The 24157-nt window shown below is 63.9% G+C and carries 18 protein-coding genes; 10 read left to right on the plus strand and 8 right to left on the minus strand.

Annotation, left to right across the window (positions count from 1 at the left end; translation table 11 throughout):
- Both ACXIUA_RS06500 and ACXIUA_RS06505 read left to right on the plus strand, forming a co-directional pair.
- On the plus strand, window positions 1-3399 hold a 3399-nt coding region (locus ACXIUA_RS06500), incomplete at its 5' end, for a Rib/alpha-like domain-containing protein (protein ID WP_457976409.1).
- Between the two features lie 4 nt (window positions 3400-3403).
- Window positions 3404-5860 (plus strand): hypothetical protein, encoded by a 2457-nt coding sequence (locus tag ACXIUA_RS06505; protein ID WP_457976410.1) that lies wholly within the window; start codon window positions 3404-3406, stop codon window positions 5858-5860.
- A 387-nt stretch (window positions 5861-6247) separates the two neighbouring features.
- On the opposite strand, the gene cls is transcribed toward ACXIUA_RS06505, so the two are convergent.
- The 4 genes from cls to ACXIUA_RS06525 are packed head-to-tail and all read right to left on the minus strand — an operon-like array spanning window position 6248 to window position 9652.
- A complete protein-coding gene (gene cls, locus ACXIUA_RS06510) occupies window positions 6248-7729 on the minus strand; it encodes a cardiolipin synthase (protein ID WP_370687321.1) in 1482 nt (493 codons plus the stop codon).
- Between the two features lie 5 nt (window positions 7730-7734).
- Window positions 7735-8526 (minus strand): exodeoxyribonuclease III, encoded by a 792-nt coding sequence (locus tag ACXIUA_RS06515; protein WP_256021519.1) that lies wholly within the window; start codon window positions 8524-8526, stop codon window positions 7735-7737.
- Between the two features lie 9 nt (window positions 8527-8535).
- Entirely contained in the window at window positions 8536-9063 is a 528-nt protein-coding gene (locus ACXIUA_RS06520) for a GNAT family N-acetyltransferase, cg3035/Rv0428c family (protein WP_256021517.1), read from the minus strand.
- Between the two features lie 16 nt (window positions 9064-9079).
- The gene (locus ACXIUA_RS06525) at window positions 9080-9652 is read right to left on the minus strand and encodes a peptide deformylase (RefSeq protein WP_256008458.1); all 573 of its coding nucleotides are present in this window, start codon (window positions 9650-9652) and stop codon (window positions 9080-9082) included.
- A gap of 16 nt (window positions 9653-9668) precedes the next feature.
- Here ACXIUA_RS06525 and ACXIUA_RS06530 point away from each other — a divergent pair, with 16 nt between their 5' ends.
- The 5 genes from ACXIUA_RS06530 to ACXIUA_RS06550 all read left to right on the plus strand — a co-directional run bounded on the left by ACXIUA_RS06530 (window position 9669) and on the right by ACXIUA_RS06550 (window position 15585).
- Window positions 9669-9884, plus strand: a complete 216-nt coding sequence (locus ACXIUA_RS06530; RefSeq protein ID WP_070361851.1) for a DUF3263 domain-containing protein — start codon at window positions 9669-9671, stop codon at window positions 9882-9884.
- A 415-nt stretch (window positions 9885-10299) separates the two neighbouring features.
- On the plus strand, window positions 10300-11022 hold the full coding sequence (locus ACXIUA_RS06535; protein WP_457976411.1) for a LytR C-terminal domain-containing protein: 723 nt from the start codon (window positions 10300-10302) through the stop codon (window positions 11020-11022).
- Window positions 11023-11064: 42 nt separating this feature from the next.
- Complete coding sequence (locus tag ACXIUA_RS06540; protein WP_070478205.1) at window positions 11065-12198, plus strand: glutamate--cysteine ligase; 1134 nt, start codon at window positions 11065-11067, stop codon at window positions 12196-12198.
- Between the two features lie 320 nt (window positions 12199-12518).
- Window positions 12519-13133, plus strand: a complete 615-nt coding sequence (locus ACXIUA_RS06545) for a Rib/alpha-like domain-containing protein (RefSeq protein WP_457976419.1) — start codon at window positions 12519-12521, stop codon at window positions 13131-13133.
- A gap of 13 nt (window positions 13134-13146) precedes the next feature.
- The gene (locus tag ACXIUA_RS06550) at window positions 13147-15585 is read left to right on the plus strand and encodes a hypothetical protein (protein ID WP_457976412.1); all 2439 of its coding nucleotides are present in this window, start codon (window positions 13147-13149) and stop codon (window positions 15583-15585) included.
- Between the two features lie 545 nt (window positions 15586-16130).
- Here ACXIUA_RS06550 and ACXIUA_RS06555 read toward each other — a convergent pair.
- From ACXIUA_RS06555 to ACXIUA_RS06565, 3 genes are read right to left on the minus strand one after another with little or no spacing between them, the layout of a single operon-like run.
- A complete protein-coding gene (locus ACXIUA_RS06555; RefSeq protein ID WP_457976413.1) occupies window positions 16131-18395 on the minus strand; it encodes a tetratricopeptide repeat protein in 2265 nt (754 codons plus the stop codon).
- Entirely contained in the window at window positions 18382-19386 is a 1005-nt protein-coding gene (locus tag ACXIUA_RS06560) for a glutamate ABC transporter substrate-binding protein (protein ID WP_457976414.1), read from the minus strand. Before ACXIUA_RS06560 ends, ACXIUA_RS06555 begins: the two co-directional genes overlap by 14 nt.
- Window positions 19383-20744: a hypothetical protein gene (locus ACXIUA_RS06565; protein WP_457976415.1), complete on the minus strand. Its 1362-nt coding sequence runs from the start codon at window positions 20742-20744 to the stop codon at window positions 19383-19385. The genes ACXIUA_RS06560 and ACXIUA_RS06565 overlap by 4 nt, the downstream gene beginning before the upstream one ends.
- Before the next feature lie 59 nt (window positions 20745-20803).
- Here ACXIUA_RS06565 and ACXIUA_RS06570 point away from each other — a divergent pair, with 59 nt between their 5' ends.
- From ACXIUA_RS06570 to ACXIUA_RS06580, 3 genes are read left to right on the plus strand one after another with little or no spacing between them, the layout of a single operon-like run.
- Window positions 20804-21283 carry an NUDIX hydrolase gene (locus ACXIUA_RS06570; RefSeq protein WP_070975670.1) on the plus strand — a complete coding sequence of 160 codons (480 nt, stop codon included), beginning with the start codon at window positions 20804-20806 and terminating at the stop codon, window positions 21281-21283.
- Complete coding sequence (locus ACXIUA_RS06575) at window positions 21276-22220, plus strand: ABC transporter ATP-binding protein (RefSeq protein ID WP_457976416.1); 945 nt, start codon at window positions 21276-21278, stop codon at window positions 22218-22220. The genes ACXIUA_RS06570 and ACXIUA_RS06575 overlap by 8 nt, the downstream gene beginning before the upstream one ends.
- A gap of 2 nt (window positions 22221-22222) precedes the next feature.
- Window positions 22223-22951: an ABC transporter permease gene (locus ACXIUA_RS06580; RefSeq protein WP_457976417.1), complete on the plus strand. Its 729-nt coding sequence runs from the start codon at window positions 22223-22225 to the stop codon at window positions 22949-22951.
- Between the two features lie 101 nt (window positions 22952-23052).
- On the opposite strand, the gene ACXIUA_RS06585 is transcribed toward ACXIUA_RS06580, so the two are convergent.
- A complete protein-coding gene (locus tag ACXIUA_RS06585; RefSeq protein ID WP_457976418.1) occupies window positions 23053-23859 on the minus strand; it encodes an endonuclease domain-containing protein in 807 nt (268 codons plus the stop codon).
- Window positions 23860-24157 lie beyond the last annotated feature (298 nt).

Genomic DNA, 24157 nt, shown 5'->3' on the forward strand with positions numbered 1-24157 from the left:
GTGGCGAATAATCGCGGCCGGGCAGCAGGTGAGGCTCGCCGGGCGGGTTCGCGTGTGCGGACCCGGTTGCGGAGGGGTGTGGTTGTTGCGGCGGCGGCGTTGATCGTGACGCCGTTGGTGCAGGTTGCAGGGCCAACAGAGCTGCAGGTGCAGGCAAATGCGCAGGCGCAGGGCCCGGCGCTGGCCGAGACGAATCCAATCAAATACAAGCTGTTGGAGGTCAGGCCCGGGAAGCTGGGCCGCAGTGAGCTGGAGTCGGGAGACCTGGCGACGATATCCAGGGTGGAGAAGCTTTATAAAAAGATTGATTTTTCAGGAGTGGCGTGGAGGCCTTCGCCCACCAGCGGCGCTGATGCTCCGCGTCGCTACCAGGTGAGCGTGTGGGCCCCGGAGACTGGGGTAATCGCCGGGGTTTATGACAGAGAGGTGCTGTCGGGGAAGGACTCCATTTATAAGTGGAATCCTCAGAAGTTTTTGGATGACCAGTCGAAGATCAACGAACTGGACTTCGACATTAAGTTCACGGATGGCTCGGTGCAGGAGCGCGCGGTGTTGCCGCTGCGTCTCTTGGGTCTCGACGGCCGCCTCGCCAACGATCCGGATGGGGATTTTGATGGCGATGGTGTGTCGAATGGCGAGGAGGCCAAGAAAGGCGCGAACCCGTTCGACGCCAGGGATAGGGGTGTCGCGAAGAATCCGTTGCCGAAGCTGCCGGAGACGACAACGCCGACGCCTACTTCAACTACGACGAGCGCAAAACCGCAGCCGCAGCCAAAGCCGTCGCCGTCGAGCATCACCTCGCAGCCGCAGCCGCAGCCGCAGCCGCAGCCGAGCAGCGCGCAGCAGACGAAGCCTTCGAGTGCGAAGCCGACGTCGACAAGTGTGAAGCCGACTACGACGACGCGGAAGCCATACATGGCTGAGCAGTACGACCCGTACCCGGGCGAGCTGTTGGTGCGGCTGAAGCCGGGCCAGGAGTTCCGAAGCGGGACGCCGTTCGGCAATGCTGAGGTGAAGGTGCGCTCGATTCGGTATAAGGGCGAGCAGAACGGCAGGAAGTCGCCGGCGCTGGACCACGCGCTTGTCGACGCCTCCGACGGCAACCGTTTCGTTGTGAAGGCGAAAGGCCTGGAGGCGTTCGCGGAGGCCTACGAGCAGGAGTTTGGGAACTCGAAGCCGGAGTTTGAGCGGGTTTCGAAGTGGTTCATGAACACGTTCATCACGCATGCGCGCGTGGAGGTGGACTACCCGGATAACTCGTCTGATGCGAAGGATTTCTTGATCGGGTTTGTTGGCGAGGACGAGCGTGTGTTCTCCATCCCAGCCGCGGACTTCGACGGCGATGGCGTGAGCAACGAGGACGAAGTGAGCTTGGGGACGAACCCCTTCTCACCGGACAGCACTCCTCATGAGAAGCCGAAGTTCGCGATTACCTCGAAGAGCGTAAAGCCTGGCGAGGTGTACGAGTTCGTGCCGTCGGCGAAGTTGGACCCGAATACCAAGTTCCTGGGTGCGGAGGGCTACCAGGTGTCGCTGACGCCGGATGGCAACGTGCGTGTTGTCGGCAGTAGTGACAAGTGGAATCACAAGTTCTCCTTCAAGGTGTGGGACCCGCTGTACGAAGAGCTGGCGACGCTTCACGTCGAGTCTGACTTCTCGGAGGATTGGACGCCGATCAACGTGAAGGCGGGGACGACGCTTGAGACGAACGTGATGAGACCGGATGAAATCGCGAGCGGCATGGAGATCGTCTCGACGAAGGATGAACTGAAAGCCGGTGGGGTGCCGGATTGGGTCTCCATCGGTAGGGACGGCGAGGTGTTCTTGAAGCCGCCGCGCTCCGAGGGCGGATCGAAGGGTGAGCGCAGGTACTGGGTACGGCTCTCCACCGGCGAGCAGCGTGTAATTAAAGTCAACGTGCTCGACCCAACCCCGTACGCCGAAGAGTACAAGCTGCAGTACCCGGACGTGTTCGTCCGCCTGGGCGAAGAGACCCGCAGCCACGCGCCGCTGGCGACCCTGACGCAGGGCGCCGAGGTGTTCTTCAACCAGCCGAGCCCGGAAGAGGCACAGGTCTCCTACTCGATCGAGGGCGAAACTGACGCGAGCGTCGTTGAACGGGAGGGCACCGCCGAGGACGGCGAGCAGCCAGGCATGGTCACGTTCAAGGCCACAGGCGACGACCTGAAGGCCGGTGACGTCGTGCAAGTGATGGTAAAGGCCAGCTTTAGCGACGGCTCCACCCAGCACGTCCCCGTCTACTTCAACATCCTGCCGCGCCAGATCGCGGGCAGCTACAACCACGCCTATGAAACTGGCCGCGAGGTGCTGCCGGGGACGCCGATCGTCCTGCATAGGACGGATGTTCGCAACGTGCCGGAGGGCACCGACTTCGTGTTCTTCGAGGACGCCGAGGGCAACAAGAACCTCAATGGGTGGAAGGTGTCCGTGAACCGTGACACCGGCAACCTGGTCGTGCGTGCGCCGGAAAATGGTGCCCGGCCGCTGGACGCGGTGGTGACGGTGTCCTACCCGGACGGCAGTTCCACCGATGTGCCATTCCACGTCGGGGTGAAGCACAGCAAACCGGACGCGGAGGCATTTACGCCGAGGTACGCGCCGGAAACGCTGACCGGCGGCACCCGCACGTCCTACGAGATGCTGACACCGGTGCCGGAAAACACCACGTTCTCGATTGAGGAGAACGCTGGGTTGGATGTGAGCGTCGATACGAAGACGGGCCGCATCACCGCCGTGCTACCGAAAGACGCGCCGGGCGGCGCCAAGTACAACGTGCGCGTGCGTGTGAAGTACCCCGATGGCTCCGAGGAGTTTATCGACGCCGAGCTGCGCAAGAAGGCTATCGCCGACGAAGAGCGCCCGCGCTGGAGCGACATCTACGTCAACGCCGGCGACTTGGCTTCCACGCCGCAGGGCCAGCGCGTCCCGCCTGAGACCACCTTTGGTATCGACGCCAGCTTCGCCGCCAAGGGGTGGCAGGTGCACGTCGATAAGTATTCGGGCAGGTTGCAGGTGCTGCCGGACGCGTCGGTGAAGCCGAAGTCGAAGGTTGAGGTGCCGGTTGTGGTGACCTACCAGGACGGCTCGCAGCGCACCGTGAAGGTGTCGGCGTACGTGCGTGAGCCGCGCCAGACCGCTGCGCCGACACCATCGACAGAGGCGCCCACGTCCACGCCGACACCGACCCCGAGTACCCCGGCGCCAACGCCGGAGCCGGACCCAGCCCCCGAGACTGGGAGTTCGGCAGCGGGGTGGATTACTGTAATTCTCGGTGCACTTGGGTTCCTGGTAGGCGCCGGTTTGCTCGCGCTGCAGGAAGTCCCAGTTGTTCAGTCGAATCTCAGACACCTTATGCGTGACCTGGGCTTGAGGAGGTAAAAGGATGCGTTTTCACAAGACAGTGATTGCAGGTGCAGTGACGCTCGCGCTCGGCATGGGCGCAGTGTCGGCGGTGCCTGCGACGGCGTCCCCCGTCAATTCAGATGATGATGCCATCCAGACCCAGCTCCACATCCGGAAGAGCTACCACGAGGCAACCCTGACCTACATGAACCCGAAGTCGGTTGCGGGCAAGTTGGAGAACCAGGTCGGTGTGATCGGCTGGGCCGATGGGCGCGTGGTGGCGCCGATCGCGAAGAGTACGACTGAGAGCTCCCCCGAGGACGGCGTCACGGTGCTGGAGCACACCGACCCGCGACGCGAAGTCACCATGAAGCGCACCTTTACCGTCAAAGGCGACGAGATCAACGTGGTCACCGAGCTGACCAACAACGCCGGAACCGCCCGTGAGCTGGCGATCCGCATGTACAACCACGCCAAGCCAATGAAGGGCACCATGACCGCCGCGCAGTTTGGGGACAGCCTGCGCGGGGAGGACAAGTCCGCCTACCGAGTCGACGCGAACTTCCCGGGTGCGACGGCACTTGCCACCGCTCAGGATCCGGCGACTCTCCCAGAGTGGAACGCGGGCTCTGACAACAAAAACATGGAACGTGGTGAAGTCCTCAGCGGCACCTGGGTCCAGACCGTCGAGCCTGGCGCGACGATGAAGGCCGAGATGACGGTCAAGATCGAAACGCAGCTGGGGGCGCTGGACTCGGATGGTGACGGCCTGCTAGACATCTGGGAAATGCAGGGTGCGAATGTAAATGGCGTCGATATGCCGTTGCACCGCTGGGGCGCCAACCCGTATGAGAAAGACATCTTCCTCCAGATGAACTGGATGAAGTCCGAGTGGGAAACCGAGGGCTGCCAGGAAGCGGCGCGCTTCGCCGTCAACCCCGAAGGCTTCGCCCGCTACGACGCCTGCTCGAAGATGAACACGAACGTCTACCGCCCGTCCGGCCTGATCCTGGACCAGCTGGTGAAGAAGTTCGCCGCACACGGCTACAACCTGCACATCGACGCAGGTAAGGGTTACTCCAAGAACTTCGAAGCCCGCGACGACGAATACCGCGGCGGGCCGATCCTTGACTACAAGGACCACTACTTCAACTCGCCCGAAACGTCCGGCTCGGAGCTGATCACCACGTCGGTGGACCTGCTCAAAGAGCGCGAAGGCATCTTCCGCTCCGGTGTCATCGGCGACCTTATGGACGCCCCCTCCGCCAACGGCTCCATCAACTACGCCACCGGCCGCGCACTGATCGGCGGCACGAGCTTCTACGTGTCCAAGAACGCCCGCATGGGCGCCGAGGACAAAGTACGCAACACCATCATGCACGAGCTCGGTCACAACCTGGGCCTGAACCACAACGGCATGCTGTGGGTCGACGGCAAGCGCCAATCCGTCTACGAATGGACCAAGTACGGAGACTGGCTCAGCGATCGCCCATCCGCCATGAACTACGCCTACCAGTTCGTCACCTTCGACTACCAGGAGGAAGACAAGAGCGGCAACCAGGAGGCCCCGCACCCAGGCTGCGCCGGCGCCCCCGACTGCTACGTCGGCGAATGGTCAGTCCCGTCCGAGTGGAAGAACCTCAACGTCAAGGCCGGCGGCATCGGTGATGTCTCCGTCAAGCCCGCCGAGTCCGACTCCGAGTCGGACAAGGACACCGAGCAGCGCCGCGGCATCGAACGCGACGCCCGCGAACTCGACGCCGCCGCTGCCCTCAAGAACGACGGCAAGGCCGACTTCTACATGGCCGACGAAAACAGCATCGCCACCGTGCGCGCCGACAACAAGGTTGTGGGCACCATTGGCAACCGCGGCTACCACGACCATGAGTTCACCGTGCGCGCCTTCTACGGCAAGGAACTTTCCCGCATCGCCCCAGTCCAGACCATCAAGGTCAAGGGCATCGGCGACGCCAAGGAAGCCGGGCCGCAGTCCCGCAAGGAAATCCAGATCCCAATCCCGGACACGCAGCGCCTGTACGGCTCCTACGTGCCGGTCTACATCCAGATCGAAAACGAGTCCGGCGAAATCGTCTTCAGCGAGCTTTTCGACATCAGTCTCCTCGACTACACCGAGGACGAGCTGCGCCAAGTCAGCACCCAGCTCGGTGACTCCGTGCTGGGCCAGCGGGCATCCGCACTGCTCTCCCAAGGTAAGCTCGGCGACTTCCAGGACACCAACCGCCGCAACCTCGCGGACACCAAGGAACTGAAGCAACCTAAGCGGCCATCGACGCCACCAACCACGTCGGCAAAGCCGTCGCCTTCAGCGGCCCCGAGCACCGCGGCGCCAGCTGACCCAACCACGCAGGACGCCAAGGCCACCGACAAGGGCGGCGTCGACGAGAAGACCCGCAACACGATCTTGATCGTTGTCGGCGTGCTGCTCGGCATCCTGGGCCTGGGCGGCGCGGCCGCCGCCGTAATGGCGAACAAGTAGGTCGCTTATTCGCCCGGCGCACCAAATTCCTTGGTTTTGGCTAGGGTCCCGGCGTTTTCCCGGGTCGCTGGTCGGTCGTGAGGGAATTTGGTGTTTGGCGTGTGAGGGCGCGCACCAAATTCCAGTTCACCAAATGCGCGACCTGAGGAAACGTAGGGTTTGCTCGCGAAAATCCAGGAATCTGGTGTCTAGCTAGATGGGGGGACACCAAATTCCCGGGTTCGAGCACGGGGCCTCGGCGTTTTCCCAGGTCGCTGGTCGGTTGTGAGGGAATTTGGTGTGCCTGGCTGTGGGGCAGTGCCAAAGGACGCAACCAGTTTTCCGTGACCTGGGCTTTTGCCGGGTTTTTCGGATGTGGTTGCGTCCTTTGGCACTGGCAGCGTGCGGCTACTGCAACGCCGAGGTCAGCTTCATCACGTTGTCGATGTAGCGGCGGTACCACGGCCGCGTGTTCCAGCGCTCCAGCGTGAGCTCGCGAGTCACCGACAGGTACGTGTCGGCGAGTTGGTTGAGGTTGCGGAGGAGGGGGCCGTCGCAAATTAAGAGTGAGCTTTCGTAGTTGAGTGAGAAACTACGAATGTCCATGTTGGAGGAGCCAAGCACGCCGACGGCGGCGCCGGGCTCCTTCGAGGTGGGGTCGACGAGCAGGAACTTGGTGTGCAGGACGTAGGGGGCGGGGAACTCCCAGATGCGCACCCCGGCCTCGAGAAGTTGTTGGTAGTAGGAGGACTGGGCGTGCTGCACCATGAACTGGTCTGCCTTCTGGCCAACGAGCAGGTCCACGCGCACGCCGCGGTAGCAGGCGGTGGTGATGGCCTCCAGCAGTGAGTCCTCGGGCACGAAATAGGGGGAGCAGAGCACCAGGTGTTCTTTGGCGTGGTGGATGAGGGTGTTAAACATCCGCAGGTTCGGTTCGGCCTGGTAGCCGGGCCCCGACGGGATGAGCTGGACCAGGTTCGCGTCTGCGGGGGCGCCGAGGTCCAAGGGGGCGGTGAGCTCGATGGGTTCGCCGGATTCGGAGTACCAGTCCACGGCGAACAGCGCCTCGATGGAAGTGACGATGGGCCCTTGGAGCTCCACGAAGGCGTCGACCCATTGGCGTCCGGCGGCGCGGTGTTGGCGGGTGAGGTAGGTGCGGTCGATGAGGTTCATGGAGCCCATCATGGCGGTGTGGCCGTCGATAATGATGAGTTTGCGGTGGTTGCGCAGATCCGGGCGGCGGAAGCGGCCCTTGAGCAGGCTCAGCGGCAACATGAGGTGCCAGTGGATGCCGGCCTTCGTCAGGCGCCGTTTCAGCGCGCGGAAGCCGGGGTATTTCATGGAACCGATGTGGTCGAATAGGAGGCGGACGTGGACGCCGCGGGCCACGGCACGCTCCAACGCCTCAAACACAATGGCGGTGGTGTTGTCCCAGGCCACCGCATAAATCTCGATGTCGACGTATGCTTCCGCCTTATCGACGAGCTCCGCAATCCGCACCATCGTCTTCTCGTAATCCGCCCACATGGCGACCGCGCTGCCGTGCACGGCGGGGAAGCCGGTCAGGGTGCGGTTCAGCGTGATCATCGAGGTCACTTCTGGGTTCGCCTGCTGACCGGCGGGAATGTCGGGGATGTCGGAGTAGACGTCGTTGAGGACGGCGTTCGCTTCCTTCTGGATGCGGTGGCGCCGCTGCGAGACGTACTTGGACCCCATCAGCAGGTACAGCGGCAGGCCCACGAACGGGAGCAGCAGAATGAGTAGCAGCCAAGCGTTCGCGCTCGACGGCTTGCGGTTCGACGGCACCACGCCAATCATGACGAACTTGATGGCGTAGTCGATGCCCATGGCGATGAGCTGCCACAGGGAGAGGCCACTGAACAGAGACAACATGGCTACCGCACCTGGTCGAGTGCGAGGTCGGCGGTGTCGTAATCAGCGATGACGGGCGCGTGATCCGATGCGCCCTTGCCGTCGCGCTCCGCCACGTCCACCCAAGCCTGTTGCAGGCGGCGGGCGAGAGGGGGCGTCGCTAAGTGGAAGTCTATAAGCATGCCTTCGTTCTTGGGGAAGCGCATGGACTTGTAGTCCCAGAACGAGTAGGGGTCCGCGTGGCGGATCTCCTCCAAGCCGGACTCCAGCAGCATCTGGAACGCGGCGCGCTCCGGCTCCGTGACGTGTGTCTTGCCCTCAAACCAGGCGATGTCCCACACGTCCTCGTCGCGCGGCGCAATGTTGAAATCGCCCGTGAACAGCTGCAACGCTTGCGGGTCCACGGTCTCGCGCAGGGAGTAGAGGAACTCGAGCTTGTAGTCGTAGTGCGGGTCGCCGATCTCACGGCCATTCGGCACGTACAAGCTCCATATATCGACGCCCCCACAGCTCGCCCCGACCGCCCGGGCCTCCACAACCGGATCGCCCTTCTTCGCGAACGCCGGTTGGCGCTCAAAGTGTGTCCGCACGTTCTCCAGCCCCACCCGCGACGCGATAGCCACACCATTCCACTGGTTGTAGCCCACATGCGCGACCTCGTAGCCCGCCGCCTCGAACGTGGAGTAGGGGAACGTGGCGTCCTTCGTCTTCGTTTCTTGCATGGCCAACACGTCGACGTCGTTGCGGTCGAGGAAAGCGGCGATCCTCTCCGCCCGCGTACGTACAGAGTTCACGTTCCAAGTGGCGATGCGCATGCCAATACCCTAGCGCAGACGCAGGACACGCCGCCGATGGTGGTCATCGTCCACGATCTCCTCCGGGCCGACCTCCCACAGCTCCGGGTGCCGCGCCGCGTGCTTCTCCGCCGCCTTGCCGATGCGCTCCGGCACCAACAGGCGCACTGGGAGGGAGTGGGCGTCGTAAAACTCCTTGAGCTCGGTGAGTGGCAGCGGCGCGAGTGCCGCCGACGGGCCCAACGGCACCGCCGTATTATCCTGCGGGTTCGCGGCGCCCGCGCGGGCCAGCCACCCCTCGACCCACTCCTGCACCGGCGCCGGGTTCGCCTCCGCGAGCTCCACTTCTTTTCGACGAATCTCCGAATTCCGAACCGTCCTCGGCGCCAACGAACGCACCGCCACCGGCTCCGTGATGGTCACCTCGCGCCCATCGCGGCGGCGCACCCGTAACGGGTCCACCCCGACGACCTCCCCGAGCGCCTCATTGACCCCGGACTCCGTGCGGTAGCGGACCGTCACCCTGCCCCCAACAGTGGGCGCTTCCTGGCGAAACATCTTGGCTATAGTGCCTTTAGTGTCCGAACGGGTCTTCGTCCGTGCCCGGCAGCCACGTGTTGCCCGGCTCCGTCCACCCGTTCGCCTTAATCGCGCGCTTCGCCTCCCGCTTGTAGCGGCCGGTCAGCACGTCCGTGTACACGAAGCCATCCAGGTGGCCGACCTCATGCTGCAGACACCGCGCGAAGAACCCAGTGCCCTCAATTTCAATCTCGTTGCCGTTCTCGTCCAGGCCCGTGACCTTGGCCCAGTCCGCACGGCCGGTGGGGAAGCCCTCGCCCGGGACGGACAGGCAGCCTTCGTCGTCCTCGCCGTCGTCGCGCGGCATGGTCTTCGGGATCTCGCTTGTCTCCAGCACCGGGTTGATCACGGTGCCGCGGCGCATCGTGTCGCCGTCAGGGCAGTGGTACACGAACAGGCGCAGCGGCACACCAATCTGGTTCGCGGCCAGGCCCACGCCGTTGGCGGCGTCCATCGTTTCGTGCATGTCCGCAATGAGTTCCTGCAGCTCCTCGACGGGTTGCTCCACCGGCTTCGTCGGGTTGTGCAGGACAGGGTCGCCATAAATAACGATCGGTCGAATGGTCATGGCTACCATAATAGGCATGCCTGAGCAGCTTTCAGATTCGGACCGCGCCATCCTCACCTTCGAGGCCCACGCCCCGCGCGCCATCGGCGCCAAAGAGGAAGCCATCACCACGCAGCTCGGGCTTACACCGGTTCGCTACTATCAAAAACTCAACCTCCTTCTCGACGACCCCTCCGCCCTCTCCGAATTCCCCCAACTCGTACGTCGCCTACAACGCCTCCGCGACCGGTGAGCGTTTTCCGCTCGCTCTGGCCCCTCGTGCTTTGAAAAAGTTCCCGCGCCCGAGACCCATTTTGCGTTTGGGGCCGATTCCGGTCGACCAACGCTTTCGTTTCCCCAGGTCGCGACGTTTGTTCACGAAGAAAGTTCCGGCGATCACGCCGATCGCGGGAACTTTTCAGTAGGCGGCGTGGTAGTGGCCGGTGTGACCCGGCTCATGGCCCGGCACGCGTCTCAAACTGCTCGTAGCGTGCGCTTAGAAGCGTGCGATGCAGGTCGCGCATTTTCACCCAGCCCGGCCGATTTCCGACGACCAGCATCGCACTCCTTGAACACCTCGACCGGAATGCACTGACGGTTGGCGAAACCGGGAACGCGGTGCGCGTGGGAAGGTGTAAACGTGTGTAAAAACGTTTAGAGTGGCGCATGTGACTAATGTGAATCCTGAGAACGAGTACCAGGGCGCCCACCGCCGCGCCGAAGAGGACGACTACGATCACGGCTACGAGGAGGCAGCGGCGCCGGCGGCGGCGTTCCCGAAGCGGGGCGTCGCGATGATCCTGCTGGCCGTCGCGGCACTTCTGCTGCTGTGGGGCATTTACGCCATGAACAAGGGCGATGGTCAGGATGCGGCCGCGCCGGGCACCACCGAAGCCACGACCGCCCAAGCGACCCAGGCCACCCAGGCAACAACCGCGATCTCCGCCCCGGCGAGCCCATCGGAGCAGGCCAAGCCGGAGGATGCCAAACCCGCCGAGCAACCGGTCGAAAAGCCAGCCGAGCAGGAACAGCCAGCGCCAGCCCCCGCCGGTCTGGCGCGCGAGCAGGCGCAGGTGTACGTCTACAACAACTCCGGCATCCCGGACCTGGCGAACCGGACCGCCGGTGACCTCGCCGCCCAGTACAACGTGGCGAACCGCTCCAACGACGCCGCCGCGATGAACATGCCGGAGCAGACCTACGGCGCGTTCCCGCAGACCTTCGTGTTCTTTAACCCGAACACGCCGGGCGCGGACGCGGTTGCGGCGGAGCTCGCGCAGCGCATCGGAGGTACGCCTCGGGCGACGACGGATGTGCCGGCGAATACGAGTTTGCCGCGAGAGGCCGTCGAGAAGCCGGAGGCGATCACTGTCGTCCTCGCGGGAGAATAAAACCCCCGCGCGGCCCGCGCGCGACGTTTAGACTGGCTACCTATGGATCCATACCGCGAGTTCGCCCGTTCCCCCGAGCCGACACTGGGAGTGGAGTGGGAGATCTGTGTTGTCGATAAGGAGACGCGGGACCTGGTACCCCGCGCCCCCGAAATTATCGACGCCATCTCCGCCACCAACCCCAACGTCCACCTCGAGCGGGAGTTCCTCCAAAACACGGTCGAGCTGGTTACTCCGGTGTGTAAGAACACGAAAGAGGCCGTCGACAAGCTGGCGGAGAGCTTGGCCGTCGTGCGCGCTGAAGCTGACGCCCGCGACCTCGACCTGTGGGCCAGCGGTGGCCACCCATTTTCCGACTTCCGCGAGCAAGCCCTCAGCCCCAAAATTTCCTACAAGGAAATGATCAACCGTACTCAGTACTGGGGTCAGCAAATGCTGCTGTGGGGAATTCACTGCCACGTCGGCATCAGTCACGAAGACCGCGTCTGGCCAATCATCAACGCGGTGATGACGCACTACCCGCACCTGCTCGCCATCTCCGCATCCAGCCCAGGCTGGGACGGGCTGGACACCGGGTACGCCTCCAACCGCACCATGCTCTACCAGCAGCTTCCCACCGCCGGGATGCCGTACCAATTCCAAAGCTGGGCCGAATGGGTCCAATTCATGGACGACCAACGCACCTCCGGCGTGATCAACCACACCGGCTCCATGCACTTCGACGTCCGCCCCGCCGCCAAGTGGGGCACCATCGAAGTCCGCATCAGCGACGCCACCTCCAACCTGCGCGAACTCGCCGCGGTCGTCGCGCTCACGCACTGCTTGGTCGTCTACTACGACCAGCTTCTCGACGCCGGCGAAGCCCTCCCCACGCTCCAGCCCTGGCACGTCGCCGAAAACAAGTGGCGCGGGGCCCGCTACGGCCTCGACGCCCTAGTAATCACCAGCCGCGACACCGACGAACGCTGGCTCCGCGACGAACTGGTTACGTTGGTGGACACCCTGCAGCCTGTGGCTGCGCAGCTTGGGTGCACGCGCGAGCTGAACCTCGTGCTAGAGATCATGCAGCGCGGCGCCGGCTACCAGCGGCAACGCCGCATCTACGAAATGACCGGCTCCTGGCACGACGTCGTCGCCGCCACCTGCGCCGAGATGCAGGAGATGACCTGGGGGTAGGCCCTTCCTGGGTACTTGGGGCTCTGTGCACCACATTCCCACGTGGGGCGCGGGCGACCTGGGCTTTTGTGTGCGCGCCCAGCCCGAATACAGGAATTTGGTGCTTGTCCTCATGTAGCAGTGCCAAAGGACGCAAGCCCTTTTCGCGACCTGGGCTTTTACCCCTTCCCCCAACAAGAACTGCGTCTTTTGTCACTCGAGCCGGTTGGGGTGACACCACATTCCCACCCACGCACTCAGCGACCTGGGGAAACGTCGAGGCGGCCTAGGGGAACGCTTTATGTCAAGTGGTTGTGAACGTGGTTGGGTGTTAGATCGTGATGGGTTGTGGGGGCGGGGCGGTTTGGGTCGGCGCCCGCCCGAACGCAGTCCCGGGCGTACGCGAAGTCCCGGTCCGCATCAACTTCCCGGACGGCTCCACGACCATCGCGAACGCACGCATCTCCGTGCTGACAACCGACGGCAAGCCGTCCCTGGCCGAGGCAACCCCGGAGTTCAACGACACCATCAAGGCCTACCCGGGCAAGGCGACCACCTATGTGGTGCCGAAGCCGGCCGGGGCCGCCAAGGAGGCGTTTGCCCTCGGCCAGCTACCGAAAGCGCTCGCCAACTGGAAGATCGACATTGACGCCGCCACCGGCGCACTCACCGTCACGCCACCCGCTGGCGCGAAACCTGGACTCGTGCCAGTGCCAGTCGTGGTCAGCTTCGCGGACGGCTCCCAGGCCACCAAGCTCCTCCGAGTGCAGGTGGTGAAGGGGCCGCAGGAGGTGGAGAAGGGGTCGTCGACAAGCAGTGAGATTCCGCCAGGCGCGAAGATCGCGGGCTTCGTGCTCGGCCTCCTCGCCTTCCTGGGCGGGCTCGGGTACTCCCTGTACGAGCACCGCGACTTTTTCCGCACATTCCTAGCATTCCCAATCAACCAGCAGCGCTGAGAGGACAACGACAGTGACCGGCAAAACCAACAAACAACGCATCGCAGCGATACTCGCAGGCGTTAGCGTCGCCGCAGGCATCGTCGTGGCCCCACACGCGGATGCGGCCATTACCCCAGGCAGCTTCGCCATCGGTGTCAACCGCGACTCCGATAGCGGCAACTTCCGCGTCGACGTGAACAAAGCGCGCGTGTCCTGGATGTACTTCAACCATCCCGAAGGCACCACGCGCCTGCTGCAGAACGCCTTCTATATCGACGGCGCCGTCAACGGCTCACCCATGAGCTACGTCGGCAACGCCACCGAAGTCGTCGAAGCGAAACCCGTCGGGAACACCGACCGCGTCGTGCTGCGCCACACCGACCCCAACTCGGGCGTCGAGATGACCCGCACCTTCGTCGTCGGCGACGACTCCATCCAAGTCACCGTTGACCTGCGCAACACCACCGGCCAGGCCGCTAACATGCGCGTCGAGATGGCCAGCGGCATCATCGACCGCGACTTCCAAGTCACCGGCGTCCCCCGCGGCGACGGCTACCACGTCGACGTCAGCAACGCCTACAAAATCAACGTCGACTTCATGGGCGCCACCAGCAAGGGCAAAGGCGAACAGCGCCACGACGCCATCAACGGAGGCACAGGTGACGACGCCCACTTCGTCGCCGGCGTCTGGGAACAAGACGTACCCGCCGACGGCACGCTGCGCGCCACCACCGCCATGACCCTCGACGTCGCCCAAGGCACCATCGACACCGACGGCGACGGCTTCCCCGACGAATGGGAAGAAAACGGCTTCACCGACGAAAACGGCAACGTCTTCCCGCTCCAGAAGTGGGGCGCCGACCCCAAGAAGGTCGACCTCTTCCTCCAGCTCAACTGGATGAAGTCCGAATGGGAAACCAAGAAGTGCTCGGAGCAGCGCAAATACGCCCCAACCGAGGAGGACTTCCGCAAGTTCCTCGATTGCTCCGAAGCCAACACCAACGTGTACCGTCCGTCGCGCCAAACCCTCAACGACCTCGTTGACGCCTTCGCGCAGCAGAACATCAACCTGCACATCGACGCCGGCGACTACTACAACCCAATGCGCCTCGAGCACCCACAAGGCGGCCCGACCGAAGACTTCACCCCGTACTACTTCGAAGGCAAAGTCCCCGGTATCAAGATGCTCGAGGACCGCGACCGCCTCCTCAACGGACGCCAAACCGTGTTCCGCGTCGGCGTCATCGGCGACCAACAAACCCGCACCAACTTCTCCTCAGGCAACGCACTGATCGGGGACGGCGCTTTCTACGTCGCAAAGAACCGCATGATGACCTCGCAGGACCAGCTGCGCAACACCATCCTGCACGAGTTCGGTCACAACCTTGGCCTGACCCACTCCGGGCCACTTGCCGACACCAGCCGCCCAATCTCTGACTACGTGCCCGGCTACCTCTCAGTCATGAACTACCTCTACCAGTTCACTGACTTCCGCTACTCCAACGAGCGCTCTCGTCCGACGGGCAAGCTGCCGAAGGCATGCCAGACCGTCCAGTGCTACACCGGCGACTACGACATCGACCCCGACTGGCCAAACCTCGCCTTCATCGGCGGCCAAATCGGCCGCGCCAACGGTACCACCGGCACCCCCGGCCACGACGACCACGAACACGCCGACGACGAACCAACCGTCCGCGAACTCGAGGTCTACTCCGCCGAATTCAACAACGGCAAGGCCGGCCTGCGCGTGCGCAACGAGGAAGGCGCTGGCAACATCATTATCGCCAACCGCACTGACTCCAAGATCGCCTTGGAGCTGTCCAACCTGGGCATTGACATCCACAAGTTCCGCCTCCAGGCCACCTACCCCGGCGGCCGATACGAGCAGGAATACACCATCGAAGGCGCCCTCAGCGACGAGTCCAAACTGCCCATCAGCGTCCCAATCACCAACACCGCCGGCTACACCGGCTCCACCATGCCGATCACCTTCCGGGTGTTTAACCAGGACAACGACATCGTCGCCGACGAAACCATCGAGTTCTCCGCCCTCAACTACAACGGCGAAGACACCGCGAAGCTCATACGGGAACTTCGCAAGAAGAAGTCCGACCTGCTCAAGCGGGCAGAGCAGACCGTGGGCAAGGCGGAAGGTGGCGCCGGACCACGGCCAACCAAGCCACTCGCGACCCAGGCCAACGCCGCCATCCCGACCCGCGCCGGCCAAGCACCAGTGACCTCACTGAACGCGGCGCCGAGCGGAACCTACGACGCCCCGGCTCCCGCGCGCCCTGCCAAGCCGACCACTCGCCCAACCGCCCACCCAGCGCCTTCGACTGCGCAGCAGCAGAACCCAGGCAAGGGTGGGGAAACGGGTGGCCTGTCCGGCGGTGCCATCGCAGGCATCGTCGTCGGCCTGCTGGCGCTGCTCGGTATTGTGGCCGCAGCCGTTGGCCTAGGCGGCTTCTAAGCCCGCTGATTGGGTTTGCACCAAATTCCCCCAGGTCCAGATTGTGACCTGGGGGGAATTTCTTTGGGGTAGGGGAAATTGAGGAATTTGGTGCCGGGCTGGGTGGGATGCGCACCAAATTCCCTCCCGGGAAACCAGCGACCTGGGGAAACGTAAAACCTGCCTGCCGAAATCCCGGAATGTGGTGCGCCTAGCTGGGAGGCAGTGCCAAGGGACGCAACCCTAATTGGACCAGATGTTCAAACGTACTGGTAGTAAAAGGGCTAGGTAAAAGCGAATGCGTCTTTTGGCACTGGCATCTCAAGCGGTGCACCAAATTCCCTCCCGGGAAACCGGCGACCTGGGAAACGCAAAAACCTGCCAGCTAGGGGAAATCCCGGAATGTGGTGCGCCTGGCTAGGGGCCAGTGCCAAAAGACGCAACTCGAATTGGACCAGATGTTCAAACGTACTGGTAGTAAAAGGGCTAGGCAAACTCGAATGCGTCCTTTGGCACTGGCGCCTCAAACAGAGGCACCAAATTCCCCTCCAAAACCCAAGCAGACCCTAGAACCACGTCACGGGACGGATCTTGTTGGCCATGTCGACGAGGTCGAAGCGGTGTTGGAGGTAGGGCGCCACTCTGGCCAGGGCGCGCAGGGTCCTGGCGAGTTCGTTTTGGAGTTCGTGGGCGGTGAACCTCGTGTCCAGGATGGGGGAGGGGTCGGGGTGGTGGCCGTCGAGGGTGTAGGTGAGGGCGGCTCGGAGGATGAAGACTTTGATTTGGAGGTAGCGGGGTTCGGTGTTGGGGATGCGTTGGAGGCGGAGGGCGGCGTTGCGGATGCGGTTTTCGGTGGGGTCGGTGACGAGGCTGAGGATGGAGGTGAGTTGGGCGAGTCGGTTATGTCGTGAGGCGACGGGGACGCGGTCGAGGGCGGCGGCGGCGAGTTCGGGTTGGTTTTCGTGCATGAGTTGACGGGCCAGGCCGAAGGCGGAGGAAACGGTGGTGGGGTTGGTGCTCCAGACCAGGGCGTAGAGGCGGATGGCGTGGAAGCGCAGCATGGCGGGGTTGGTGGTGACCATGGACCAGTCGGGGTCGAGGGAGCCGGTTTCGTGGAGGTGCTCGAAGACGGTGTTGGGGAGTTCGTCGAGGTGACGGTTCATGCCGGCGGCGCCGCGGGCCACGCGGGGTTCCAACAACGCGGTGTCGTGGAGGTCGGCGGATTGGAGGAGGAGTTCGGCGACGGCGGCAAGCGCCAGTTTGGAGGCGGATTCGCCGGGCAGGATTTGCAGGACGCGGGAGAAGGCGACCTGGGCGTCGGTGTATTTGCTGGTCAGTAGGTTGGTGATGCCGGTGTACCAGTGGTAGCGCCAGTTCTTCCGCAGGGCCTCGTCAAGTGAGTCGAGCCAGGTCCGCGCTTGGGTCGTGAAGCCGAGGTCGAGGAGGGTGCGGGCGACGGCGAAGGGGATTTCGATGGAGTCGGGGTGACGGTCCTCGGCGAGGGCTTGGCGTAGCGCGGCGAGGGTTTCGGAGGGCTCGGAGTAGGTGGTGCTTTGGAGGGTGGCGGCGCCGGGGTCGGTGGCGTCGACAAGTGGGACGGGCAAGGCGATGTTGACTTCCTGGGGCGTGATGGTGACGGTGCGGGTGATGCCGTCGATGAGTTGGTCGGTGCGGAAGACGACGTGCTTGGTGCCGAACGTGCGGCGCTGTGGGGAGAAGAGTGAGTGCTGGGCGGGGAAGGTGCGGCCGTCGCGGATGGCGAGTACTTCGCGCAGGACGCCGAGGAGTTGGGCTTCGAGTTGGGTGACGGAGTCGAAGCGGTCGTCACGGTTGGGGGCGCAGCAGCGGGCGATGAGTCGGTAGAGGGAGATGTAGCGGCGGAAGAGGGGTTCGGTGGTGGGGGTGGGGATGTCGGCGTCGTGTGGGAGGTCGATGATGAGGGCGGCGAGGGTGCGGCCGATGGTGTAGATGTCGGATTGGACGGAGGGGCCGTCGGTAGCTACTTCGGGTGCTTGGTAGCCCTTGGTGCCGTAGATGAAGCCGTAGGAGCCGATGCCTGAGACCGCGCCGAGGTCGATGAGTTTGACCTGGTCTTCGGTGACGATGATGTTGTCGGGCTTCAGGTCGTTGTACACGACGCCGCGCGAATGCAGGTAATCCAGCGCGGGCAGCACTTCGAGGATGTAAGCGATCGCGATGTCCACCTCGCACCTGCTTATCGACGGCCCGCCTACGTACTCCATGACGATGAACCCGCCGGGCACGCGCGGGTCGTCGATGAAGTTGAAAATCTTCACGATGCCGGGGTGGGTGATGTCGGCGAGGAACTCGCGCTCGGCGACGGCGGCGGCCTCCTCGTCCTTGTTGCGGGCCGAGTGCAAGCCTTTGAGCACCACGTTTCGCCCGGAGACGAAGTGGTCGGTGGCTAAATAGATCCAGCCCATGCCGCCGTGTGCGATGGTGCCGAGCACTTCGTACTGTTCGGCGACCAGGTCGCCGGGCTTCAGCGCGGGGGCGGGGACGCCTTCAAAGGTGGATGGGTCCCGAAGGGCGTCGGTGGGGTTGATGGGGTGGACCCAGGGCAGTTCGACCATGCCGTCCGCGACGGTGCGGGTCTCGCGCTGCGTGCCACGCAGTTCGCGGAACCGGTCGAGTGCGCGGCGCCGCGAGCGTTGCGAGGTATCCTCCTGCCGCTTCTCCTGACGCAGCGCCTCGAGGTCTTCGAGGAGGGCAGACATGGAGTCGTCGTACTCGAAGAGGTCGTCGTCATCGTCGTCGTCGGCGAAGGGGTCGAAGGCGACGGCCTCGGTGCCTGGGTCATTCGTGCTCATTGGGTTCCTCCCGGTACATCAGCGGTGGGGGGTAGGGGTCTGTGGTGGAGTCCGACAGCCACTCCTGGAACATGCGGTGCCAGGTGCCGTCGGTGCGGATGCGCTCGATGGTTGCGTTGACTTGCCGCACTACTGAGTCGTGCTCAAGCGGGATGCCGACGGCGTAGTACTGGGTGGCCAGCGCGTCGGGCAGGATGTCGGTGTGCGGGTCCTGGGCGAGCATGCCGGCGAGGATGGCGTCGTCGGCGATGATGGCGTCGGCCTGGAACTGCTGGGTGGCCATGAGGCAGTCGGACCAGGAGCGGGTGCGCAGCACCGGGGAGTGCGGAGCGAGGGTGCGCACGATGTTGAGCAGCGTCGTGCGGTCGACGACGCACACGGTGCGCTCGGGCAGGTCGTCCATGCTCGCGATGCCGCGGTCAATCGGGGTCAGCACCCTGACCTGGGACTTCAGGTAGGGGGTGGAGAACGCCACCTTGGAGGCGCGCTCCGGGGTAATGGACATCGTCCTGATCACAATGTCCACGCGCCCCTCCCGGAGCAGCTCCGCGCGCGAGGCCGAGTCCACGAAGCGGAAGTCCACCGCCTCGGGGTCGTCGAAAAGGTCGCGGGCGATCTCCCGGGCCAGCTCCACCTCGAACCCGCGCAGCTGCCCGCGCACCATATCGCGGTAGGACAGCAGGTACTGGGACTGCTCCACGCCCACGATGAGCCGGCCGCGCTCCCGGATCTGCTCCAGAGCGGGGTCATCATCCGGGGCGGATGGGCGCGGGCGCAGCGAGCCCTCCCAGTCCAGGCCGTGCGGCACAAACTCCATCGACGGCTGCTTGCCCGCTCCGTCCAGCAGCGCGCCGGGCGGCAACGGGATTGCCTCGTGCGCCGTGGACGCCGCCCCCGTCGGCAGCTCTTCCAGCGAGGACCGCGGCGCACATCCCGCTGCGCCCACCGCCACCGCGAGCGCCACCAACAACGAGCCAGCCCTGCGCATCATACGTACTCCCTGAATCGCCGCTGCGCCCCGAACCACATGCTGATGACCGCCAGCAGCGACAGCAGCGCGACTACCGTCGACACCAGCCTTGTTGCGTCCAGGGAGGTGTGGATGTAGTTGCGCATCTCGGCGCGCGCCGACTCAATCAACTCCACCATGTTCGCGTCCAGTTCCGTGTACGCGGTGGATGCGCTCGGGTGGTCCGCGCTATCGACCATCAGCACGTCGACGGCGCGCTCAAACCGGCCGGCATCGAGCGTCGAGACGAGTTCGCCATGCGCCTGCGACCACTGCTCCAGCGCCCTGCTTGCCGACGCCACCTCCGGCGCATCCGACGCCGTATCCAACGCCGCGCTCACCCCCTGGTACGTGGACTCGAAGGACTCCGCCGACTCCGCAACGGACTGTCGGCGAAGCAGCGCCATCGTCTCGTCGGTGCGGGTCTCCTGGGCGCGGAGGCGGGCGTCGGTAAGCTGGCGCAGCGGTGCCGCGGCCTGCTCGAACCCGATGACGCCCGAGCGCCACGAAATGAAGTTCGAGCCCGCGACCCACGCCAGCGCCACCACCATCGCCGCCGTCGCCGCCACGAAGCCCTTATTCCAACGGCGGCGGAACGTGCGCCACAGCCACCACTGCGCCCCCGCGAGCAGCAGCAACGCCGCCACCAGACCCGAAAGCGGCACCCACTGCGGCGCGTTGAGGCGCACCATCTCCACCGCCACCTGGCGCTGCGTCAGCGCAAACAGCGTGTTCGCCGAGGTGATCATCCGCCCACGCATCATGCTGGACGCCTCCGACATATACGACACGCCCACCGGGTTGCCCAGGCGCTGGTTCACCTTCGCGCGCTCCATGAACGCCACGTACAACGGCAGGTCGCGTTGGATGGAGCGCACCAGGTTCTGGATTCGCTCCTGGTCCTCCGGCCGCGTCAGCTCCGAGGCGCCCTCGTAGATGTCGCTCGCCGCGATCACCGCCTGATCTATCGACGCCAAGTACGCCTTCACCTCATCCGGCGTCATCAACCCTGCCTGCACGAAGCCCGTCGTGGCCACCGTGTCCGCCTGCGACAGTGAGGTGAGCAGCACGTGCGCGGAGTGGTTCATCGGCTCCGTGGTCTGCACTAAGACGTCGAGCGCGTGCTGGCGCTTACTCATCGACTGGCTCTGCGCGAACCCAATCGCGCCCACCGCCACCGTGAGCACCAGCATCATCGCCAGCATCTTGCCCGGCGTGGTGATCACGAAGTCCGCCAGGCGCCGCGCCGCGCGAATCGGCCCACTCGACGCGCGCTGCTGCGGATGCAGCGCAAGATCATCCAACCAGGCGTCGCTGGGAGGTGGCGTCGTGACAGTCATTCCTCAACCATAACCACCGGGCCCGACCTATTTCTAGGAAACGACCTACAGTGGAACACATGCAAGGAGACGGCAACGGATGGGTCGAAGGGCCCAACGGACAGAAAATGTGGGGCAAACACGGCGCCGCGGGGCTCTTCCTGCAGGCCACGCACGGCGGCGAGCCCGTCGTGCTCATGCAACACCGCGCACCCTGGACCGCCCAAGGAGACACGTGGGGCATCCCCGGCGGCGCCCGCGACTCACACGAAACGGCCTCCCAAGCCGCCCTGCGGGAGACGGAAGAAGAATGCGGTATCGATGGGGGCGAAGTGGACGTCGATAAGGAATTAGTGACGTCCGGCCCCGCACCCAGTGGCTGGACCTACACCACCGTGCTCGCGCGCGTGCGCTCCGGCGAGCCACTCGAGACCACCGCCAACGAAGAAAGCGTCGAACTGCGTTGGGTTCCCCTGAAAAAACTCGAAGAACTTGCCCTGCACCCGGGGCTGCGTGCCGCGCTGCCAGACATTCTCAGGCATACTGTTTCGCATGATTGAAGTCCAAAACCTGTCAAAGGTCTACGGCGCCGTCCGCGCCGTCGACGACGTGAGCTTCCGCGTCAAACCCGGCATCGTCACCGGGTTCCTCGGCCCCAACGGCGCAGGCAAATCCACCACCATGCGCATGATCGTCGGCCTGGATAAGCCCACGTCAGGCAGCTGTCTTATCGACGGCACCAGCTACCGCAACCTCAAGCGCCCCGCCCAAAAAGTCGGCGCCCTCCTCGACGCCAAAGGTGTGCACCCCAACCGCTCCGCCCGCGCGACGCTCCTGTGGCAGGCGCAGGCCTCCGGCATCCCCGCCTCCCGCGTCGACGAAGTCCTCTCCCTCGTCGGGCTGACCGACGTGGCGGGCAAGAAGGTCGGCGGGTTCTCCCTCGGCATGGGGCAGCGCCTCGGCATCGCCGCGGCCCTGCTCGGCGACCCCGAATACCTCATCCTCGACGAACCCGTCAACGGCCTCGACCCCGAAGGCATCCGCTGGGTCCGCTCCCTGCTGCGCGCGCTCGCCCAGGAAGGCCGCACCATCCTGGTGTCCTCCCACCTCCTCGCCGAGATGGCGCAGACCGCCGACCACCTCATCGTGATCGGCAAGGGCAAACTCGTCGCCGACACCTCCGTCCACGACTTCATCAAGGCCCACTCCGGCTCCCGCGTTGTGGTGCGTGCCGCTGATGATGGGCTTTCTCGTTTGCAGGGGGCCGTGGAGGCAGGCGCGCCGGGCGCCAGCATCAGCCCAGGCACCGACGCCGACGGCCGACCCAACCTCACCATCAACGACGCCACCCCCGAAACCATCGGGCGCATCGCCTTCGAAGCCGGCGTCATCCTCACCGAACTCAGCGAACACCACGCCTCCCTCGAGGACGCCTACATCCAATCCACTGAAGGCACCGAACAGTTCGCATCCCGCACAGTCCAGGAGGGCAAGTAACCATGAACCTCATACTTTCCGAGTGGACCAAACTCCGCAGCACCCGCTCCTTCTGGTGGACCAGCGCCGCCATGATCATCGTCGCCGGCATCTACGGCGCACTCTTCGGCTGGCTGGCCAACACCTCCGGCATGCCCTACACGCCCCTGACCGTCGTCTCGACCGTCTCCATGACCATCGGGATCGTCGTCATCGTGCAGGCCGCCATGACCGTCACCACCGAATACCGATTCGGCATCCCCGCCACCAACTTCCGACTCACACCGCAGCGTTGGCGAGTCGCCCTGGCGAAACTGTGCGTTGGCGTGGTCGGGGTGGTCGTCGCAACGCTGCTGGCCGTGGTCGTGGCGTTCATCCTCGCCGACCTCACCACCGCCGTCCCCGCAGGCTGGACCACAAATAGCGCCACCCAGCGCGCCCTGTGGGCAGTACCCCTCGGCATGGCGCTGCTCACCCTGTTCACCCAGGGCGTCGGCTGGATCGTCCGCAACACGTCCGCTGCTATCGTGATCGGCCTGTCCATGATGCTCCTTCTGGAGACCATCGTCGGCTTCATCCCCAAATACGGCCAAGACGTTGCCAAGTTCCTGCCCTTCAACAACCTCATCGCCTTCATGATGAACCAACCCACCCAACACTGGGAGCTCGGCGCCTCCCTCGGCATCTTCGCCGTGTGGGCCGTGGCGTTGTGGGTGATCGGCGTGCTGTTGACGGAGGCGCGGGACGCGTAGTTCGATAGCAGTGCCAGAAGACGCAATCTCCTAAGAGTGCCCCATTAAAACCGCTGGTTATGAAAGGGCTATATCTATAGGGTTGCGTCTTTTGGCACTGCTTATATCTGGTCAAGGAGCTCTTCCATTCGTGGGACCACCTCATGGAACGTGGCGGCGGCGAACCTGACCACGGTCCAGCCCTCCAACGCCAGATCCAAGTTGATCCGGGCATCCTTCTGGCGCTGGTCATACTCCCAATGGTGCTGGCCGTCATACATGATCCCGATTTTGAGCGGTTCGATGGCGAAGTCGAACGTCGTTACGAGGCGGCGGCCTCTATATACCGGGACTTGCTCACTTAGTTTCAGTCGGCGTTGCTTTGTTACGGCGTGGAGCAGCAGGCGCAGCTCGGTTTCGCGCGGCGAGTCGGCGAGCTTGCTGGAAAGCTTGAGTACCTTGTTGAGCCATCGCTTCTCCACGCGCCAGTCCGCTGCTTGGCGCAGCGAAGATGTTGAAACGTTGAGGTGCCTGCGAACGCAATCCACCAGCTGCACTGCCCGTACTTGGAGGGGGTCGAGCCCCTCGGGCGTGATGACGGCAGGAGAGTGCTCTCCGCTTTTTAGCATCTGGATCGCCTGAATCGTGGCGTACGCGGGGGCCGCTGCGTAGATCGTGTGTCCGAAGTGGTGCACTGTTGTGAGTGCGATACCGTCGGCTCCCCGGCGTTTGAGTCCGGGCGTTGTTGGGGTAGGGGAGCGGGTCTTACTGGTAGGGCCGATGAATGTGACGGGGGCTGCGTCTGTAAGGTAGGGCAACCTGTAAAGGGTGAGAGCTGAGTAGCCGCTGGCGATGTGGGTCGGCCATTGTTGTGCGTAGTCGAGGATCATCTGTAGTGCCTGCGGTTGCGGTGTTTGTCTGTAATTCATATTTGTTTAGACGCATTTGATGGGCGCCTGGTTTCCTTGTTTTTCCACAATTTCTGATTCAAGTGCCAAAGGACGCAACCAATAAGCTCTAGCACTTTTGTGACCAGGTGTTATGGCGGTGTCTGTTTTGGGAATTGCGTCTCTTGGCACTGGGTAGATTTGGTGGGGAACTTTCTTGACCCACAAACCACACCCGCCACATGAGAAAACATTTAGAAAGTTGCGGAGGTTTAGGCAAAACGAATAATGGGGACTACCCTGGGAGTGTCATTGGCTTTTGCTGCAGAAAGGATTCGTT

Source organism: Corynebacterium sp. UMB8791 (assembly GCF_054166365.1).

What these genes read in the sequence shown, in the direction of transcription:
- ACXIUA_RS06505 (WP_457976410.1), top strand. Translation starts at nt 3,404, where the DNA reads ATGCGTTTTCACAAGACAGTGATTGCAGGTGCAGTGACGCTCGCGCTC.
- ACXIUA_RS06515 (WP_256021519.1), bottom strand. Translation starts at nt 8,526, where the DNA reads ATGCGCATCGCCACTTGGAACGTGAACTCTGTACGTACGCGGGCGGAG.
- ACXIUA_RS06520 (WP_256021517.1), bottom strand. Translation starts at nt 9,063, where the DNA reads ATGTTTCGCCAGGAAGCGCCCACTGTTGGGGGCAGGGTGACGGTCCGC.
- ACXIUA_RS06525 (WP_256008458.1), bottom strand. Translation starts at nt 9,652, where the DNA reads ATGACCATTCGACCGATCGTTATTTATGGCGACCCTGTCCTGCACAAC.
- ACXIUA_RS06530 (WP_070361851.1), top strand. Translation starts at nt 9,669, where the DNA reads ATGCCTGAGCAGCTTTCAGATTCGGACCGCGCCATCCTCACCTTCGAG.
- ACXIUA_RS06540 (WP_070478205.1), top strand. Translation starts at nt 11,065, where the DNA reads ATGGATCCATACCGCGAGTTCGCCCGTTCCCCCGAGCCGACACTGGGA.
- ACXIUA_RS06545 (WP_457976419.1), top strand. Translation starts at nt 12,519, where the DNA reads ATGGGTTGTGGGGGCGGGGCGGTTTGGGTCGGCGCCCGCCCGAACGCA.
- ACXIUA_RS06555 (WP_457976413.1), bottom strand. Translation starts at nt 18,395, where the DNA reads ATGAGCACGAATGACCCAGGCACCGAGGCCGTCGCCTTCGACCCCTTC.
- ACXIUA_RS06560 (WP_457976414.1), bottom strand. Translation starts at nt 19,386, where the DNA reads ATGATGCGCAGGGCTGGCTCGTTGTTGGTGGCGCTCGCGGTGGCGGTG.
- ACXIUA_RS06565 (WP_457976415.1), bottom strand. Translation starts at nt 20,744, where the DNA reads ATGACTGTCACGACGCCACCTCCCAGCGACGCCTGGTTGGATGATCTT.
- ACXIUA_RS06570 (WP_070975670.1), top strand. Translation starts at nt 20,804, where the DNA reads ATGCAAGGAGACGGCAACGGATGGGTCGAAGGGCCCAACGGACAGAAA.
- ACXIUA_RS06575 (WP_457976416.1), top strand. Translation starts at nt 21,276, where the DNA reads ATGATTGAAGTCCAAAACCTGTCAAAGGTCTACGGCGCCGTCCGCGCC.
- ACXIUA_RS06580 (WP_457976417.1), top strand. Translation starts at nt 22,223, where the DNA reads ATGAACCTCATACTTTCCGAGTGGACCAAACTCCGCAGCACCCGCTCC.
- ACXIUA_RS06585 (WP_457976418.1), bottom strand. Translation starts at nt 23,859, where the DNA reads ATGAATTACAGACAAACACCGCAACCGCAGGCACTACAGATGATCCTC.